At 73.9% G+C, this 15,765-nt stretch carries 12 protein-coding genes; 7 read left to right on the top strand and 5 right to left on the bottom strand.

All coding sequences use genetic code 11. The features are described 5' to 3' along the window. Position 1 precedes the first annotated feature (1 nt). From A2U95_RS14865 to helR, 3 genes are all read left to right on the top strand, one after another. Positions 2-1,735 (top strand): ABC transporter ATP-binding protein, encoded by a 1,734-nt coding sequence (locus tag A2U95_RS14865; RefSeq protein WP_166022728.1) that lies wholly within the window; start codon positions 2-4, stop codon positions 1,733-1,735. Further along, positions 1,735-3,663: an ABC transporter ATP-binding protein gene (locus A2U95_RS14860; protein ID WP_166022726.1), complete on the top strand. Its 1,929-nt coding sequence runs from the start codon at positions 1,735-1,737 to the stop codon at positions 3,661-3,663. Before A2U95_RS14865 ends, A2U95_RS14860 begins: the two co-directional genes overlap by 1 nt. Positions 3,664-3,864: 201 nt before the next feature. After that, entirely contained in the window at positions 3,865-6,033 is a 2,169-nt protein-coding gene (helR, locus tag A2U95_RS14855; protein ID WP_166022724.1) for an RNA polymerase recycling motor ATPase HelR, read from the top strand. Between the two features lie 84 nt (positions 6,034-6,117). On the opposite strand, the gene A2U95_RS14850 is transcribed toward helR, so the two are convergent. Continuing rightward, the gene (locus tag A2U95_RS14850) at positions 6,118-7,404 is read right to left on the bottom strand and encodes an RNA polymerase sigma factor (RefSeq protein WP_166025228.1); all 1,287 of its coding nucleotides are present in this window, start codon (positions 7,402-7,404) and stop codon (positions 6,118-6,120) included. A gap of 229 nt (positions 7,405-7,633) precedes the next feature. Here A2U95_RS14850 and A2U95_RS14845 point away from each other — a divergent pair, with 229 nt between their 5' ends. Continuing rightward, positions 7,634-8,245 (top strand): hypothetical protein, encoded by a 612-nt coding sequence (locus tag A2U95_RS14845; protein WP_166022722.1) that lies wholly within the window; start codon positions 7,634-7,636, stop codon positions 8,243-8,245. Then, entirely contained in the window at positions 8,242-9,201 is a 960-nt protein-coding gene (locus tag A2U95_RS14840; protein ID WP_166022720.1) for a nucleotidyl transferase AbiEii/AbiGii toxin family protein, read from the top strand. The genes A2U95_RS14845 and A2U95_RS14840 overlap by 4 nt, the downstream gene beginning before the upstream one ends. On the opposite strand, the gene dnaG is transcribed toward A2U95_RS14840, so the two are convergent. Together dnaG and A2U95_RS14830 are read right to left on the bottom strand one after the other, a co-directional pair. Further along, complete coding sequence (gene dnaG, locus A2U95_RS14835) at positions 9,198-11,144, bottom strand: DNA primase (RefSeq protein WP_166022718.1); 1,947 nt, start codon at positions 11,142-11,144, stop codon at positions 9,198-9,200. The genes A2U95_RS14840 and dnaG overlap by 4 nt on opposite strands. Before the next feature lie 173 nt (positions 11,145-11,317). After that, positions 11,318-12,583 carry an NAD(P)/FAD-dependent oxidoreductase gene (locus tag A2U95_RS14830; protein ID WP_166022716.1) on the bottom strand — a complete coding sequence of 422 codons (1,266 nt, stop codon included), beginning with the start codon at positions 12,581-12,583 and terminating at the stop codon, positions 11,318-11,320. Positions 12,584-12,771: 188 nt separating this feature from the next. Here A2U95_RS14830 and A2U95_RS14825 point away from each other — a divergent pair, with 188 nt between their 5' ends. Then, positions 12,772-13,413 carry a DUF2238 domain-containing protein gene (locus A2U95_RS14825; RefSeq protein ID WP_166022714.1) on the top strand — a complete coding sequence of 214 codons (642 nt, stop codon included), beginning with the start codon at positions 12,772-12,774 and terminating at the stop codon, positions 13,411-13,413. An 86-nt stretch (positions 13,414-13,499) separates the two neighbouring features. On the opposite strand, the gene A2U95_RS14820 is transcribed toward A2U95_RS14825, so the two are convergent. Both A2U95_RS14820 and A2U95_RS14815 read right to left on the bottom strand, forming a co-directional pair. Then, positions 13,500-14,798, bottom strand: a complete 1,299-nt coding sequence (locus tag A2U95_RS14820) for a deoxyguanosinetriphosphate triphosphohydrolase (RefSeq protein WP_166022712.1) — start codon at positions 14,796-14,798, stop codon at positions 13,500-13,502. A 47-nt stretch (positions 14,799-14,845) separates the two neighbouring features. Then, positions 14,846-15,268 carry a hypothetical protein gene (locus tag A2U95_RS14815; protein WP_420856995.1) on the bottom strand — a complete coding sequence of 141 codons (423 nt, stop codon included), beginning with the start codon at positions 15,266-15,268 and terminating at the stop codon, positions 14,846-14,848. A 245-nt stretch (positions 15,269-15,513) separates the two neighbouring features. Between A2U95_RS14815 and A2U95_RS14810 the strand changes: the two genes are divergently transcribed. After that, entirely contained in the window at positions 15,514-15,657 is a 144-nt protein-coding gene (locus A2U95_RS14810) for a hypothetical protein (protein WP_240957331.1), read from the top strand. Positions 15,658-15,765: the final 108 nt, after the last annotated feature.

The following is a 15,765-nucleotide window of genomic DNA, read 5'->3' as shown; positions in this document are numbered from 1 at the left end:
CGTGCTCATACGACTCCTGAGGGCCCACCTGCGGCCCTACCGCACACCCGTCGCCGTCGTCGTGGCTCTGCAGCTCCTGCAGACCTGCGCGACCCTCTACCTGCCCACCCTCAACGCCGACATCATCGACGACGGCGTGGTGAAGGGCGACACCGGTTACATCCTGACGTTCGGCGCCCTGATGCTGGGGATCTCCCTGGCGCAGGTGGTCTGCAACATCGGTGCCGTCCACTTCGGCGCGCGGACCGCCGCCGCGCTGGGCCGCGACATGCGGGCCGCCGTCTTCGGCCGGGTCCAGTCGTTCTCGGCCCGCGAGGTGGGCCGGTTCGGCGCGCCGTCGCTGATCACCCGGACCACCAACGACGTCCAGCAGATCCAGATGCTGGCGCTGATGACCTTCACCCTGATGGTGTCCGCGCCGATCATGGGCGTGGGCGGCGTGGTCATGGCGCTGGGTCTGGACGTCCCGCTGTCCGGGGTGCTGCTGGCGGTGCTGCCGGTGATGGGGGTGGCGCTGACCTTCCTGATCCGCGCGCTGCGGCCGCTGTTCCGGACCATGCAGGAGCGGCTGGACGCGGTGAACCGGGTGCTGCGGGAGCAGATCACCGGTAACCGGGTGATCCGCGCGTTCGTGCGCGACGAGTACGAGCAGCGGCGGTTCCGGAAGGCCAACGAGGACCTGACGGCGGTCTCCCTGGGGACCGGCAACCTGATGGCGCTGATGTTCCCGGTCGTGATGACGGTGGTGAACCTGGCGTCGATCGCGGTGATCTGGTTCGGCGCCCACCGCATCGACTCCGGCGGCATGGGCATCGGCGACCTGACGGCCTTCCTGGCCTACCTCATGCAGATCGTCATGTCCGTGATGATGGCCACCTTCATGTTCATGATGGTCCCGCGGGCGGAGGTCTGCGCCGAGCGCGTCCAGGAGGTCCTGGAGACGGAGTCGAGCGTGGTGCCGCCGAAGGCCGGCGTGACCGAGCTGCGGACCAGCGGGACGCTGGAGCTGCGCGGGGCCGGCTTCCGGTACCCGGGCGCGGAGGAGCCGGTGCTCAAGGCCGTCGACCTGGCGGCGCGGCCGGGCGAGATCACCGCGGTGATCGGTTCGACCGGTTCGGGCAAGTCGACGCTGCTGGGGCTGGTCCCCCGGCTGTTCGACGCCACCGAGGGCGAGGTCCTGGTCGACGGGGTGGACGTCCGGGAGATCGACCCCCGGGTGCTGGCCCGGACGGTGTCGCTGGTCCCGCAGAAGCCGTACCTGTTCGCCGGGACGGTGGCGTCCAACCTGCGCTACGGCAACCCGGACGCCACGGACGAGGAGCTGTGGCACGCCTTGGAGGTGGCGCAGGCCGGGGAGTTCGTGCGGGCGCTGGAGGGCGGCCTGGACGCGCCCGTCGCGCAGGGCGGTTCCAACGTCTCGGGTGGTCAGCGGCAGCGGCTGGCGATCGCCCGGACGCTGGTGCAGCGCCCGGAGATCTACCTCTTCGACGACTCCTTCTCCGCCCTGGACTACGCCACCGACGCGGCGCTGCGGGCGGCGCTGGCGCGGGAGACCGCCGGGGCGACGGTGGTGATCGTCGCGCAGCGGGTGTCGACGATCAGGGACGCGGACCGGATCGTGGTGCTGGACGAGGGCCGGGTGGTCGGTGCGGGCCGGCACGCCGAGCTGATGGCCGACAACGAGACCTACCGGGAGATCGTGCTCTCCCAGCTGACGGAAGCGGAGGCAGCCTGATGGCCGGGCCTGCGGGGCGGATGATGGCCGGGACCGGCCCGGACAACCGGTCGATGGACTTCACGGGGTCCACCAAGCGGCTGCTGGCGCGGTTCAAGCCGGAGCGGGCGGCGCTGTGGGTGATGCTCGCCTCGGTCGTGGCGAGCGTCTCGCTGACGGTGGCCGGGCCGAAGATCCTGGGGCGGGCGACCGACCTGGTCTTCGCGGGGATCGTCGGCCGGGAGATGCCGGCGGGCGCGTCCAAGGAACAGGTGCTCGACGCCGTGCGGGCGCGCGGCGACGAGGGCGTCGCCGACATGCTGGGCGGGGTGGACTTCACGCCGGGCGAGGGCATCGACTTCGCGGCGGTGGGCAACGTGCTGCTGCTGGCCCTCGGGATGTTCGTGGCGGCCGGTCTGCTGATGGCCGTGGCCACCCGGATGGTCAACCGCGCGGTGAACCGGACGATGTTCCGGATGCGCGAGGACGTGCAGACGAAGCTGTCGCGGCTGCCGCTGTCGTACTTCGACAAGCGGCAGCGCGGCGAGGTGCTGAGCCGGGCGACCAACGACATCGACAACCTGGGGCAGACGCTGCAGCAGTCGATGGGGCAGCTGGTGAACGCGGTCCTGTCGATCGTCGGCGTCCTGGTGATGATGTTCTGGGTGTCCTGGCTGCTGGCGCTGGTGGCGCTGGTGACGGTGCCGCTGTCGTTCGTGGTGGCCACCAGGGTGGGCAAGCGGTCGCAGCCGCACTTCGTGGCGCAGTGGCGCACCACCGGGCAGCTCAACGCGCACATCGAGGAGATGTACACCGGCCACTCGCTGGTGAAGGTGTTCGGCCGGCAGGACGAGTCGGCGCAGAAGTTCGCCGAGCACAACGAGGAGCTGTACCAGGCCGGCTTCAAGGCGCAGTTCATGAGCGGCGTGATGCAGCCGCTGATGATGTTCGTCTCCAACCTGAACTACGTCCTGGTGGCCGTGGTCGGCGGTCTGCGGGTGGCCTCGGGGTCGCTGTCGATCGGTGACGTGCAGGCGTTCATCCAGTACTCGCGGCAGTTCTCGATGCCGCTGACGCAGGTGGCGTCGATGGCGAACCTGGTGCAGTCGGGCGTCGCCTCGGCGGAGCGGGTCTTCGAGCTGCTGGACGCCGAGGAGCAGGAGGCGGACCCCATTGCGGGGGTGCGGCCGGAGGAGCTGCGCGGCAGGGTCGGGTTCGAGCGGGTGTCGTTCCGCTACGCCCCGGACAAGCCGCTGATCGAGGACCTGTCGCTGACGGTGGAGCCGGGGCACACGGTGGCGATCGTCGGCCCGACCGGCGCCGGCAAGACCACGCTGGTGAACCTGCTGATGCGGTTCTACGAGGTCACCGGCGGGCGGATCACGCTGGACGGCGTGGACGTCGCCACGATGTCGCGCGACGAGCTGCGGTCCGCGATCGGCATGGTGCTCCAGGACACCTGGCTGTTCGGCGGGACCATCGCGGAGAACATCGCCTACGGCGCTCCCGGTGAGGTGACCCGCGGCGACGTGGAGGAGGCGGCGCGGGCCGCGCACGCGGACCGGTTCATCCGGACCCTGCCGGACGGCTACGACACGGTGATCGACGGCGAGGGCTCGGGGGTGAGCGCGGGCGAGAAGCAGCTGATCACGATAGCCCGGGCCTTCCTGTCCGACCCGACGATCCTGGTGCTGGACGAGGCGACCAGTTCCGTCGACACCCGTACCGAGGTGCTGATCCAGAAGGCGATGGCGAAGCTGGCGCACGGCCGGACCTCGTTCGTGATCGCCCACCGGCTGTCGACGATCCGGGACGCGGACACCATCCTGGTGATGGAGGACGGTTCGATCGTCGAACAGGGCCGTCACGCCCAGCTGCTGGCGGCGGGCGGAGCCTACGCCCGCCTCTACCGGGCGCAGTTCGCCCAGGCGGTCGCCGAGGTGGAATGACCTCCCACAGCGGTTCGGCCCCACCCGCAGCTGCGGGTGGGGCCGAACCGTTCGTCGGGGGTGGGCCGGAGGAGGACGCACCTCCTGCCGTTTTTAAGATATAGCGCAAGGGGTGCCTTGCGGCAAGGCCCCCCTCGTGCCGCACAATCGCTGCTCCGCGCCGGTGTCCACGGGCGCGCGACCCACCTGCGACGGAGCTGAATGTTGAGTCGTCCTTCCCTGCCCGCCCCCGCCACCGGCTCCGCCTTCGCCCTGCCCGGGCGGCTGGCCGCCAAGGCCGATCCCCGGCTGATCGACGACGACGAGCGGCACTTCGCCGATGTCGCCGCCACCCTGGAACAGGCGGTCGCCGAACTGACCGGCCGGCTCGACGCCGAGCGGCGGGCGCCCGGCGGCGCGGGCCGGGAGGCGATGGAGCGGGACCTGGAGGTCCACCGGCTCTCCGCCCGGCTGCGCGCGCTGCGCCGCTTCGGCCTGGACCTGTGCCTGGGCCGGATGGTGCCGGCCGGCGGGGAGGAGCACCTCTACGTCGGGCGGCTGGGCCTCACCGACAGCTCGGGGCGCCGGCTGCTGCTCGACTGGCGCTCCCCCGCCGCCGAGCCGTTCTTCGCCGCCACCCACGCCAGCCCGATGGGTCTGGCCGGCCGCCGCCGGTACCGGTGGACCGGGGGCCGGATCAGCGACTACTGGGACGAGGTCTTCACCGACGACGGCCTGCGGGAGCAGCACGCGGCGCTGGACGACCAGTCGGCCTTCATCGCCGGCCTGGGCGCGAGCCGCTCCCCGCGGATGCGGGACGTGCTCGCCACCATCCAGGCCGACCAGGACGCCGTGATCCGGGCGGGCTCCCGGGGCGCGCTGGTGGTGGACGGCGGGCCGGGCACCGGCAAGACCGTCGTCGCCCTGCACCGGTCCGCCTACCTGCTGTACTCGGACCCGCGGCTCGGCCACCGCCGGGGCGGGGTGCTCTTCGTGGGCCCGCACCAGCCGTACCTCCACTACGTCGCCGACGTGCTGCCCAGCCTCGGCGAGGAGGGCGTGCGCACCTGCACCCTGCGCGACCTGGTCGCCGAGGGGGCACGGGCGGTGCCCGAGGCGGACCCGGAGGCCGCCCGGCTGAAGTCGTCGGTGGAGATGGTCGGGGCGATCGAGAAGGCGGTGCGGTTCTACGAGTCGCCGCCCACCGAGGGGATGACGGTGACCACCCCGTGGGGCGAGGTGGCGTTGAGCGCCGCCGACTGGGCGGAGGCCTTCGACGCGGCCGAGCCCGGCACCCCGCACAACGAGGCGCGCGAGCAGATCTGGGACGAACTGGTCGCCCTCCTCCGGGACCGGATCGGGGGCGAGGTGCCGGCCGCCCTGTTCCGCCGGGCGCTGGCGAACGACGACGAGCTGACCGGGGCGCTGGGCGCGGCCTGGCCGATGATCGAGGCGGCCGACCTGGTCGGCGACCTGTGGACCGTCCCGGCCTACCTGCGGCTGTGCGCGCCCTGGCTGGGCCCCGACGAGGTGCGGCTGCTGCAGCGGAAGGAGCCGGACGCCTGGACGGTCCCGGACCTGCCGCTGCTGGACGCGGCGCGCCGGCGGCTGGGCGACCCGGGGACCGCCGTGCGCAAGCGCCGCCACAAGGCCTCCGTCGCCGCCGAACGGGAGCGGATGGCGGGCGTCATCGACAGCGTGGTGGCGGCCGACCCCGACGGCGAGGGCGCGGTGACCATGCTGCTCGGCGACGACCTCAGGGAGTCCCTGGTCGACGAGGCCGCGCTGCCGTCCCATGCCGCCGACCCGCTGGCCGGCCCGTTCGCCCATGTGGTGGTGGACGAGGCGCAGGAGCTGACCGACGCCGAGTGGCAGATGCTGCTGTCGCGCTGCCCGTCGCGGAGCTTCACCGTCGTCGGCGACCGCGCCCAGTCCCGGCACGGTTTCACCGAGAGCTGGCGGGAACGCCTGCGGCGCATCGGGCTGAACCGGGTGGAGACGGCGTCGCTGACCATCAACTACCGCACGCCGGAGGAGGTCATGGCGGAGGCCGAGCCGGTGATCCGGGCGGCGATCCCCGACGCCAACGTGCCGACGTCGGTGCGGAGTTCCGGCATCCCGGTCGTCCACGGGCGGGTCGCCGAGCTGCGCGAGGTCCTCGACGGCTGGCTCGCCGCCCACGAGGACGGGATCGCCTGCGTCATCGGCGACCCCTCCTTCCGCGGGACGCCCCGGGTGCGCTCGCTCACCCCCGAGCTCGCGAAGGGGCTGGAGTTCGACCTGGTGGTGCTGGTCGGGCCGGAGCGGTTCGGCGAGGGCGTGGCGGGCGCGGTGGACCGCTACGTCGCCATGACCCGGGCCACGCAGCGGCTCGTCGTGCTGACGGACTGACGGGCCGACGTGCTGACGTGCCGACGTGCTGACGGGACGGAGGGCTCGCGGGGCGGCGGGTCCGCGGCCCCGGTCCCCGGCGGGTCAGTCCAGGTAGCCGCGCAGCTGCCCGGCGAAGGTGTGGTGGCGCAGCTTGCTCAGGGTCTTGGACTCGATCTGCCGGATCCTCTCCCGGGTGACGCCGAAGAGCCGGCCGATCTCCTCGAGGGTGCGGGGGCGGCCGTCGACCAGCCCGTAGCGGAGCTGGACCACCTTGCGCTCACGCTCGTTGAGGGTGGACAGCACCGCCTCCAGGTGCTGCCGCAGCAGGATGAAGGACGCCGTCTCCACCGGGGAGACGGCGTCGCCGTCCTCGATGAGGTCGCCCAGGGCGACGTCCTCCTCCTCGCCGACCGGGGTGTGCAGGGAGACCGGTTCCTGCGCGAGCCGCAGCACCTCCCGGACCCGCTCGCCGGTCAGGTCGAGGTGGACGGCGACCTCCTCCGGGGTGGGCTCGCAGCCGCGTTCCTGGAGCATCCGGCGCTGCACCCGCACCACGCGGTTGATCAGTTCGACGACGTGCACCGGGACCCGGATGGTGCGGGCCTGGTCGGCGAGGGCGCGGGACATGGCCTGGCGGATCCACCAGGTGGCGTAGGTGGAGAACTTGTAGCCGCGGGCGTAGTCGAACTTCTCCACCGCGCGGATCAGGCCGAGGTTGCCCTCCTGGACCAGGTCCAGCATGGTCAGCCCGCGGCCGACGTACCGCTTGGCGACCGAGACGACCAGCCGCAGGTTGGCCTCGATCAGGCGGCGCTTGGCGAGGCGGCCCATCACCACCAGCCGGTCCAGGTCGTGGGCGAGCCGGCTGTCCAGGTCGGGGGTACGGCTCAGCTTCTCCTCGGCGAACAGCCCCGCCTCCACCCGGCGGGCCAGTTCCACCTCCTCCGCGGCGCTGAGCAGCGGGATGCGGCCGATCTCGCGGAGGTACTGCCGGAACAGGTCGGCGGAGGGCCCCGCGGTCTGCGCCCCGAGGCGCGCCGCGACCGGCACCTCGATCTCGGCCGGCTCCTCGGTCGGGAGCGACTCCTCGGTCCCGTCCGGCTCGACGGCCTGCGCGCCTTCCGGATCCCCGGTGTCCTCGGCGGGTTCCGCGGACTCCAGCGCCTCCACCGGTTCCGCGGGTTCCACCGGCTCCACCGGCTCCACCGGTTCGTCGAGCGGGGCGGCCTGCGTCTCGGGGTGGTGCGCGGCGCGCTCCTGCGGGGGCACCGCCGGCAGGACCGGCGCGTCGGCGTCGGCGAGGACGCGCGGAGGTCCGGCGGTGTGGGTGAGGGTCTGGGTCTGCACGCGTGCGACCTCCAGGGTGATCGCTGCTGGGCAGTGCGGCAGCGCTTGCGTCTGTGGGCGACTGCGGGGGCCGACGCCGGGCGGCTCGGCCGCGCCGTGGGTGCGGGCCGGGCGTGCTCCGGTACTGGCGCCGGACTCAGTGTGGCGTAGCGCACACTCCCCTCACGAGGGGCGTGCGCCTACTTTTTGGAACCGGTGCGTGACGGCTTGATTACCCGCTGGGCGCAAAACTCATGTGCGCCCTTGGAAATCCCTCTGTAATGATCAGCGGATGTCCCGTTCTTCCTACGAAGCGCACCTGACCGTGCGGTGCGCCGACGACGCCGCGCTGGACCGGCTGCGCGGCTGGTCGGCGACGCGGGGGCTGAAGCTGACCCATGTCGTGCTGGCCCGCGGGCGTACGCCGTCGCAGCCGATGCTGACCCTGCGCGACGCCTCCTCCTACGACGCCCAGGCCGCGCGGGCGCGGGCGGTGGCCGCGGAGCTGGAGGCGGACGGCTTCCCCGTGCTCCGGGTGAAGGTCGAGTCGGACCCGTGGGCCCCCGAGGTGCCGCCCGGACCCTGCGGCCGGGAACGGCACTTCGAGCACCACGTGAAGCTGCGCCTGCCCTCCGGCGCCGACCTGGCGGCCCTGGCCGCCCGGGTCTCCCCGCACGGCGCCCACCTCTCCTGGAACGCCCGCCGGGTGACCGGCGCCGGCCACCACGAGCGGTTCGTCACCCAGCGCTGCCGGAACGTGGACGCGGACGGCGCGGGGCGGGCGCTGGACGCGCTGCTGGCCGGTCTGGGCGGTCTCGAGGTGCTGGCCGTGGAGCGCGAGTTCGTGCTGTACGACAGCGACGAATCGGTGGACGACGGCTGGCTGGAGGAGGCACGGGGATGAGCACGCCCAGGAATCCGTGGAAGAACCCGCGGTACTACGACCTGCCGAAGACGCTGCGCTGGGTGGAGGCCGAGGGGGTGACCCAGAAGCCGGTGTTCGACCCGTCGATGAAGCAGCACGCCGACGCCTACCGGGCCTCGGACCCGCGGTTCGCGGATCCCGGCCGGGGCGAGGCCTGGCGGGCCGCCCGGCGGCGGGCGATGGACCTGGTGCTGGAGGCGGTCGCCGGCTCCTCGTGGGCCGATTCGCTGGTGCTGCGCGGCAGCGCGCTGATGGCCCTGTGGTTCGGCGACCGGGCACGCGAACCGGGCGACCTGGACTTCGTGGTCGTCCCGCGGGACTGGAAGCTGGAGGACGGCCGCACGGCCCGGCTGTTCGGCGGGATCGCCGGGGCCGCGCAGTCGCTGGCCGAGCGGGCGGGCGAGGGACTGCGGATCAGCGCGAGCGGTGCGGTGTCGGACGACATCTGGACCTACGACCGGGTGCCGGGCCGCCGCCTGGTGCTCCCCTGGTCGGCACCGGGCCTGCCGGCGGGGAACCTGCAGCTCGACTTCGTCTTCGGCGAGAAGCTGCTCCAGGAGCCCTGCCTGGTGGAGCTGCCGGGCGGCGGGGTCCTCCGGGCGGCGACGCCCGAGCTGTCGCTGGCCTGGAAGGTGACCTGGCTGGTGTCCGACGCCTACCCGCAGGGCAAGGACCTGTACGACGCGGTGCTGCTCGCCGAACGGCACGCGCTGTCGCGGGAACTGCTGCGGGAGGCGCTGCGGCAGTCGGAGGAGTGGCCGAACCTCACCGCGTCGGGGTGGCTCACCCGCAACGACCTGGCCGAGCTGCTCGAATACGTCCTCTGGGAGGACTTCGTCGTCGACCACCCAGGACTCCCGCGTCAGGAGGGGGAGTTCACGCGGCGGCTGCTCGACGCCCTGGAGCCCGTGCTGGACGGGTTCCGGCTCGGCTAGAGCGCCGCCGCGCCCCGCTCCCGCAGGGCCTGGCCGTACTGCTGGAGCACCCACAACTCGTTCTGCACGGCGGCGAGCTGGGCGGGATCACCCTGGTGGCCGAGGCGCGCCAGGCTGCTCTGGATCTCCTGGATGCGGCGGTCCACCGCGCGGCGGCGGACCGCGACCAGCTGCTCCCCGGCGTAGTTCTCGTCCACCGGGCGGCGCACCATGATCGCCTCGACGGCCAGCTCGGTGACCATGGACCGCACGGTGTCGTCGGGCGCGGCCTCCCGCACCCGGATCAGGTACTCCTGGGGGTCCTGGGCGCCGGCCTCGGCCCCGCCCGCGTCCTGGATCGCCTGGCGGACCGCGGCGTAGGGCGGCGCGGTGAACTCGTCCACGCCGTACGCGTCGAAGGCCGGGGAGACCAGCTCGGGCCGCTGCAGGGCGAGCTTGACCAGCTCGCGCTCGGTGGCGTGCACCGGGTTGCGGAGGTTGAGCGGGGGACCGGAGGCCGCGCGGGAGCCGGGGCCTGTGGGGGCGGTGGCCCGGTGGGCGGCGCCGGGTCCGTCCTGCGGGTGCCGCGGGCCGTTCGCGGGCGCGGGGCCCCGGCCGCCGCGGTCGCGGGCCCAGCGGGCGAGCTGCGCGACCCGGTGCACCACGAACTGGGTGTCCAGGATGCCGAGCATGCCGGCGAGCTGCACCGCCACCTCGTGCTGCGCGCCCACGTTCTTGATCTTGGCGACCACCGGGGCGGCCTCGTCCAGCGCGGCGGCCCGCCCGGCGGGGGTGTCCAGGTCGTAGCGGGCGACGATCTGCCGCAGCGCGAACTCGAACAGCGGGGTGCGCGGCTGGACCAGGTCGGCGACCGCGTCGTCGCCCTTGGCCAGGCGCAGCTCGCAGGGGTCCATGCCGTCGGGGGCGATGGCGATGTAGGTCTCGGCGGCGAACTTCTGGTCGTCCTCGAAGGCGCGCAGGGCGGCCTTCTGGCCGGCCGAGTCGCCGTCGAAGGTGAAGATCACCCGCGAGGTGCCGTTGTCCATCAGCAGCCGGCGGAGGATCTTGATGTGGTCGCCGCCGAAGGCGGTGCCGCAGGTGGCTATGGCGATGGTCACCCCGGCGAGGTGGCAGGCCATGACGTCGGTGTAGCCCTCGACCACCACGGCGCGGCTGCTCTTGGCGATGTCCTTCTTGGCGAGGTCGATGCCGTAGAGGACCTGCGACTTGCGGTAGACGGGGGTGTCGGGGGTGTTGAGGTACTTGGGCCCGTTGTCCGACTCGTAGAGCTTGCGGGCGCCGAAGCCGACGACCTCGCCGCCGATGTCGCGGATCGGCCACATCAGGCGGCCCCGGAACCGGTCGATGGGGCCGCGGCGGCCCTCCTGGGCGAGGCCGGAGGTCAGGATCTCCTTGTCGGTGAATCCCTTGCCGCGCAGGTAACGGGTGAGGTGGTCCCAGCCCTGGGGGCTGTAGCCGACGTTGAAGTGCTCGGCGGCGGCCTGGTCGAAGCCGCGCTCGGCGAGGAACTTCCGGCCGGTGTCCGCCTCGGGGCCGGTGGCGAGCTGCTCGGCGTAGAACTGGGCGGCGATCTTGTGCGCCTCGATCAGCCGGATGCGTTCGCCGCGCTGGTGGGAGGGGTTGTAGCCGCCCTCCTCGTAGCGGAGGGTGATCCCCGCCTGCGCGGCGAGGCGCTCGACGGCCTCGGAGAAGGTGAGGTGGTCGACCTTCATCACGAACGTGATGGTGTCGCCGCCCTCCTGGCAGCCGAAGCAGTGGAAGAGGCCCTTGGCGGGGCTGACCTGGAACGACGGGGACTTCTCGTCGTGGAACGGGCAGAGGCCCTTGAGGTTGCCGCCGCCGGCGTTCTTGAGCTGCAGGTACTCCGAGACGACGGAGTCGATCGGGACCGCGTCCCGTACCGCCTTCACGTCCTCGTCGTTGATCCTGCCGCCGCCTGCCACGTGCAAATTGTACGGGGGCCCGCCGGCGCCGCGGTCCCGCCGGCGCGGGCCGTTCCCGCACGCCGCGGCGCCGGACACGCGCGCCCGGCACAGCGGTGCCGGGGCTCCGGGGAGGCGGCCGCCCGCCGGGGCGCGCGCCCGTCCCCCCGGGGGATCCCGTCCCTCGGACCGGGTCAGGGGACGAGGGACTCCAGGGCGACGCGGGGGTCGGAGAGGGCCTCGGTGTCGACCGGGACGGCGGCGCGGACGAGGTCCTGGACGGCCGGGGTGACGTCCCACACGTTGACGTTCATCCCGGCCAGGACCCGGCCGTCCTTCATCCAGAAGGCGACGAACTCCCGCTTCCCCGCGTCCCCCCGGATCACCACCTCGTCGTAGGCGCCCGGCGGCGCCCACCCGGAGTACTCCATCCCCAGGTCGTACTGGTCGGAGAAGAAGTACGGCACCCGGTCGTACACCACCTCCCGCCCCAGCATCGCCCGCGCCGCGGCCGGCCCTCCGTGGAGCGCGTTGGCCCAGTGCTCGACCCGCAGCCGCGCCCCGAACAGCGGGTGCGGGAACGCGGCCACGTCGCCCGCCGCGAAGACGTGCGGGTCGGAGGTCCGCAGCGAGGCGTCGACCGCGATGCCGCCGCCCTGCTCGCGCGGCACCAGCTCCAGTCCGGCCGCCTCGGCCAGCGCGGTCCGCGGGGCCGCCCCGATCGCGGCGAGCACCGCGTGCGCCGGGTGCTCCTCGCCGTCCTCGGTCCGCGCCGCCAGGACCAGCCCGTCCTGTCCGACGATCTCGGTGAGCCGCGCCCCGAACCGGAACCGCACCCCGTGCTCCCGGTGCAGCTCCGCGAAGACGTTGCCCAGCTCGGGCCCGAGCACGCCGTGCAGCGGCGTGGGCGCGGGCTCGACGACGGTGACCTCCGCGCCGTAGTGCCGCCCCGCCGCGGCGACCTCCAGGCCGATCCAGCCGGCCCCGGCGATCAGCAGGTGCCCGTTGTCCCGGCCGAGCGCGGCCAGCACGCCCTTCAGCCGCTCGGCGTGCGCGAACCTCCGCAGGTGGTGGACGCCTGCCAGGTCGGTCCCCGGCACGTCCAGGCGGCGCGGCTCCGCGCCCGTGGCGAGCAGCAGCTTGTCGTAGTGGACGAAGGAGCCGTCGTCGCCGAGCCGCACGGTCCGCGCCGCGGTGTCGATCGCGTCCACGGTCTGCCCGAGGTGGAGCTCGACGTCGTGGGCGGCGTACCAGGCGGGCTCGTGGACGAGCGCGCCGTCGCGTTCCGCCGAGCCGAGCAGGTACCCCTTGGACAGCGGGGGCCGCTCGTACGGGTGGTCGCGTTCGTCGCCGATCAGTATCACCCGCCCGCTGAAGCCCTCGGCGCGCAGCGTCTCCGCCGCCTTGGCGCCGGCCAGGCCTCCTCCGACGATGACGAACGTCTGGTCCGCGTCGACCACGGTGTGCCTCCTTCTCCGGGGGTGCCGGATGAGCGTCCCGCACGGAGGCTAGTGCGGAAAGGGAGCCTTCCGAAGGGGCCACGCGGTCCTTGCCGCGCGGGGTGACTCACGAGGCGTTGAGTACCCGTACTCACGCCCCGGTTCCGGGAGCGCCGCCAGGATGGGGCTCCCCGACAAGGAGACCCGCCATGCCGTCGACCGCCCCTCCCGCTCCGCGCCGCCCGTGGCCCGCCCCGCTGGCGGGCGCGGTGGCCGCCGTCGTCGCCCTGTCCGCCTGGCACGCGTACGACCCCACCACCTGGCTGCTGGAGACGGTGTGGGTGCTGGCCGGCCTGCCGGTGGTGCTCCTGACCTGGCGCCGGTTCCCGCTGACGGGCCTGCTGTGCGGCCTGCTGGCGGCGCACGCGCTGGTGCTGTCGGTGGGCGGCCACTACACGTACGCCCGGGTGCCGCTGGGCGACTGGGTCCGCGACGCGTGGGGGCTGGAGCGCAACCCGTACGACCGCTTCGGGCACCTGGTGCAGGGCTTCGTGCCGGCGGTGCTGGTCCGGGAGCTGCTCAGCCGGACGTCCCCGCTGCGCGGCAGCCGCTGGCTCGGGCCGCTCACGGTGTGCGCGTGCCTGGCGTTCAGCTCGCTGTTCGAGATGCTCGAGTGGCTGGCGGCGATCGTCGGCGGCGCCTCGGCGGACGACTTCCTCGCCACCCAGGGCGACGTGTGGGACACCCAGTGGGACATGTTCTGCGCGCTGCTCGGCGCCACCGCGTCGGTGCTGCTGCTCGGGCGGTGGCACGACCGGCAGCTGGCGGCGCTGCGGCCCGCGGCCTCCTGAGCCCCCCGGTCCCCCGCGCCGGTGGGCCGCACCGGCGACGGGCCGCACGGCCCCCGTGCCGTGGACCCGGGACCGCCGGGGCGGTCCTACGCCTGCATGGTGAGCCGGGTGTGCAGCACCCGGGCCGAGGCGTCGGTGAGGGAGGCGATCTGGTCGACGATCACCCGCTTGCGGTCCCGGTCGTCCACGGCCGCTTCGAACAGCGCCGCGAACTGCGGGTCCAGTCCCTCCGGCGCCCGCGCGGTGAGCGCCTCCGCCAGTTCGGCGACGACGATCCGCTGGTCGGCCCGCAGCCGCTCCTGCTCCGCCCGCTGCATCACGTACAGGTCGGCGACCGCCTTGAGCACGGCGCACTCCATCCGGGTGGCGCGCGGCACCACGAGCTGCGCCTTGTACCGGGTCAGCCGCCCGTCCCCGTAGGCCGCCCGGGTGGCCGTCTCGGCGGCGGTGCAGAAGCGTCCGATGAGCTGACTGGTGGCGTCCTTGAGCCTGGCCTGGTCGACGGCGGTGCCGTCGTAGCCGTGCGGCCACCACTCCTGCGCCTGGAGCCGGTCGAGCGCCGCGCCCAGTTCCTCCGGGTCGGTGTCGGCGGGCACGTACCGGGCGTCCAGGACGGCCACGGTGAAGATCTCCCGCCGGTCGGCGGCGCTGTGCAGCCGGGAGGGCTGGATGTGGCCGGCGTGCAGTCCGTCCTCGATGTCGTGGACGGAGTAGGCGACGTCGTCGGCCCAGTCCATCACCTGTGCCTCGAAGCAGACCCGGTCCCGGGCGGGGGCGTCGGCGCGCACCCAGTCGAAGATCCGCCGGTCGTCCTCGTAGACGCCGAACTTGCGGAAGGCGGGGCCGGCCGGGTGCCCGCCGCGCGGCCACGGGTACTTGGCGGCGGCGTCCAGCGCGGCGCGGGAGAGGTTGAGGCCGACGCTGGTCATCTCGCCGGTGGTCCGGTCGGTGACGAAGCGCTTGGGCTCCAGGCGGGTGAGCAGCCGCAGCGACTGGGCGTTGCCCTCGAAGCCGCCGCAGTCGGCGGCGAACTCGTCCAGCGCCTGCTCGCCGTTGTGCCCGAACGGGGGATGGCCGAGGTCGTGGGAGAGGCACGCAGCCTCCACCAGGTCCGGGTCGCAGCCCAGCGCGGCGCCCAGTTCGCGGCCGACCTGCGCGCACTCCAGCGAGTGGGTGAGCCGGGTGCGCGGGCTGGCGTCCCACAGACGGACGGTGCCGGGGGTGACGACCTGGGTCTTCCCGGCGAGCCTGCGCAGCGCGGCGGAGTGCAGCACCCGGGCGCGGTCCCGCTGGAAGGCGGTGCGTCCGGGGCGCTTGTCGGGTTCCGGGGCCCAGCGCTCGACGGCGGCCTCGTCGTATCCGGCGGTCGGTTCGTTGCCTGCCATGCAACTGACAGTAAGGGGTGTCGGTGACGGCCGCCGCCCCGTGGGTCCTACACCGGGACGAGGGCGTGGTGTGCGGCGGGGGCCGTGCGGCCGGCCTCCGCCGCCGCGTCGTAGCGGTGCAGCACCAGGCGGGCCACGTCGGGGTGGGCGCCGAGCGGGGCGGAGGCGATCCACGGGGCGGCCCCGGCGGTCTCGGTGTGGAAGCGGCCGGGGGCGGTGAAGTAGGAGGCGACGGCCACCCGGGTGCGGCCCCGGGCGGCCAGGGCGCGGACCGCCTCGGCGACGCCGGGGGCGGCGGAGGCGTGGGCGGGCGCCACGGGCACGCCGAGCCTGGCGGCCAGCGCGGCGGCGCGCCCGGCGTGCGGCGGCGCCCGGTGGGTGCGGCCCCGCCTTCCGCCGTCCCGGGCCCCCGTGCCGCCGGGCCGGCTCCGCACCGCGCCGAGCCGTCCGCCGCCGCGTCGGCCCTCCACCGTGCCCCGCGGAAACGGCGTGCCCCGCGTCCGCGGCCCGGGGCATGCTGGCCCCCATGACCACTGCCACCGGAGATGACTGGATCCGCGTCGCCGCCCACCGGAACACCCCCGGCGCCCCTCGTCCCGCGGCCGCCCTCCGCGCTTGACTGCGCGACCGCGGCATCGACTGGGATCCGTTCACCGACGACGAGATCCGCCTGGGCCTCCTCCAGTGCCGCGGCCCCGACGGGAACCGCCGGTGCGTGGCGGAGATCCACGTGCGTCCCGACGCCCTGCGCCGGCTGGGGCTGCACCCGGACCAGCCGGCCGCCCGCGTCACCGGCCCGCCACCGCCCGCCTGGTGGCACGCGGAGGCCGAGCGGCTCGCCGCGCGGCGGGCCCGCTGACGGCGGAACCGTCGCCCTCCGCCCCATTGACGCGGTCATGCCTCCCCCGCATCATCGTGGGAGCGCTCCCACCCCTGTGTCACCCCATCGACGAGACACCGGGCGCCG

The sequence above is a fragment of the Streptomyces chilikensis genome (genome assembly GCF_001642695.1).
Classification (GTDB): domain Bacteria; phylum Actinomycetota; class Actinomycetes; order Streptomycetales; family Streptomycetaceae; genus Streptomyces; species Streptomyces chilikensis.
The sequence above is the reverse complement of the archived record's forward strand: the minus strand, read 5'-3'. Positions and strand labels throughout refer to the sequence as shown.

Coding starts and splice junctions, on each gene's coding strand:
- A2U95_RS14860 (WP_166022726.1), top strand. CDS start 1,735: ATGGCCGGGCCTGCGGGGCGGATGATGGCCGGGACCGGCCCGGACAAC.
- helR (WP_166022724.1), top strand. CDS start 3,865: ATGTTGAGTCGTCCTTCCCTGCCCGCCCCCGCCACCGGCTCCGCCTTC.
- A2U95_RS14845 (WP_166022722.1), top strand. CDS start 7,634: ATGTCCCGTTCTTCCTACGAAGCGCACCTGACCGTGCGGTGCGCCGAC.
- A2U95_RS14840 (WP_166022720.1), top strand. CDS start 8,242: ATGAGCACGCCCAGGAATCCGTGGAAGAACCCGCGGTACTACGACCTG.
- A2U95_RS14825 (WP_166022714.1), top strand. CDS start 12,772: ATGCCGTCGACCGCCCCTCCCGCTCCGCGCCGCCCGTGGCCCGCCCCG.
- A2U95_RS14820 (WP_166022712.1), bottom strand. CDS start 14,798: ATGGCAGGCAACGAACCGACCGCCGGATACGACGAGGCCGCCGTCGAG.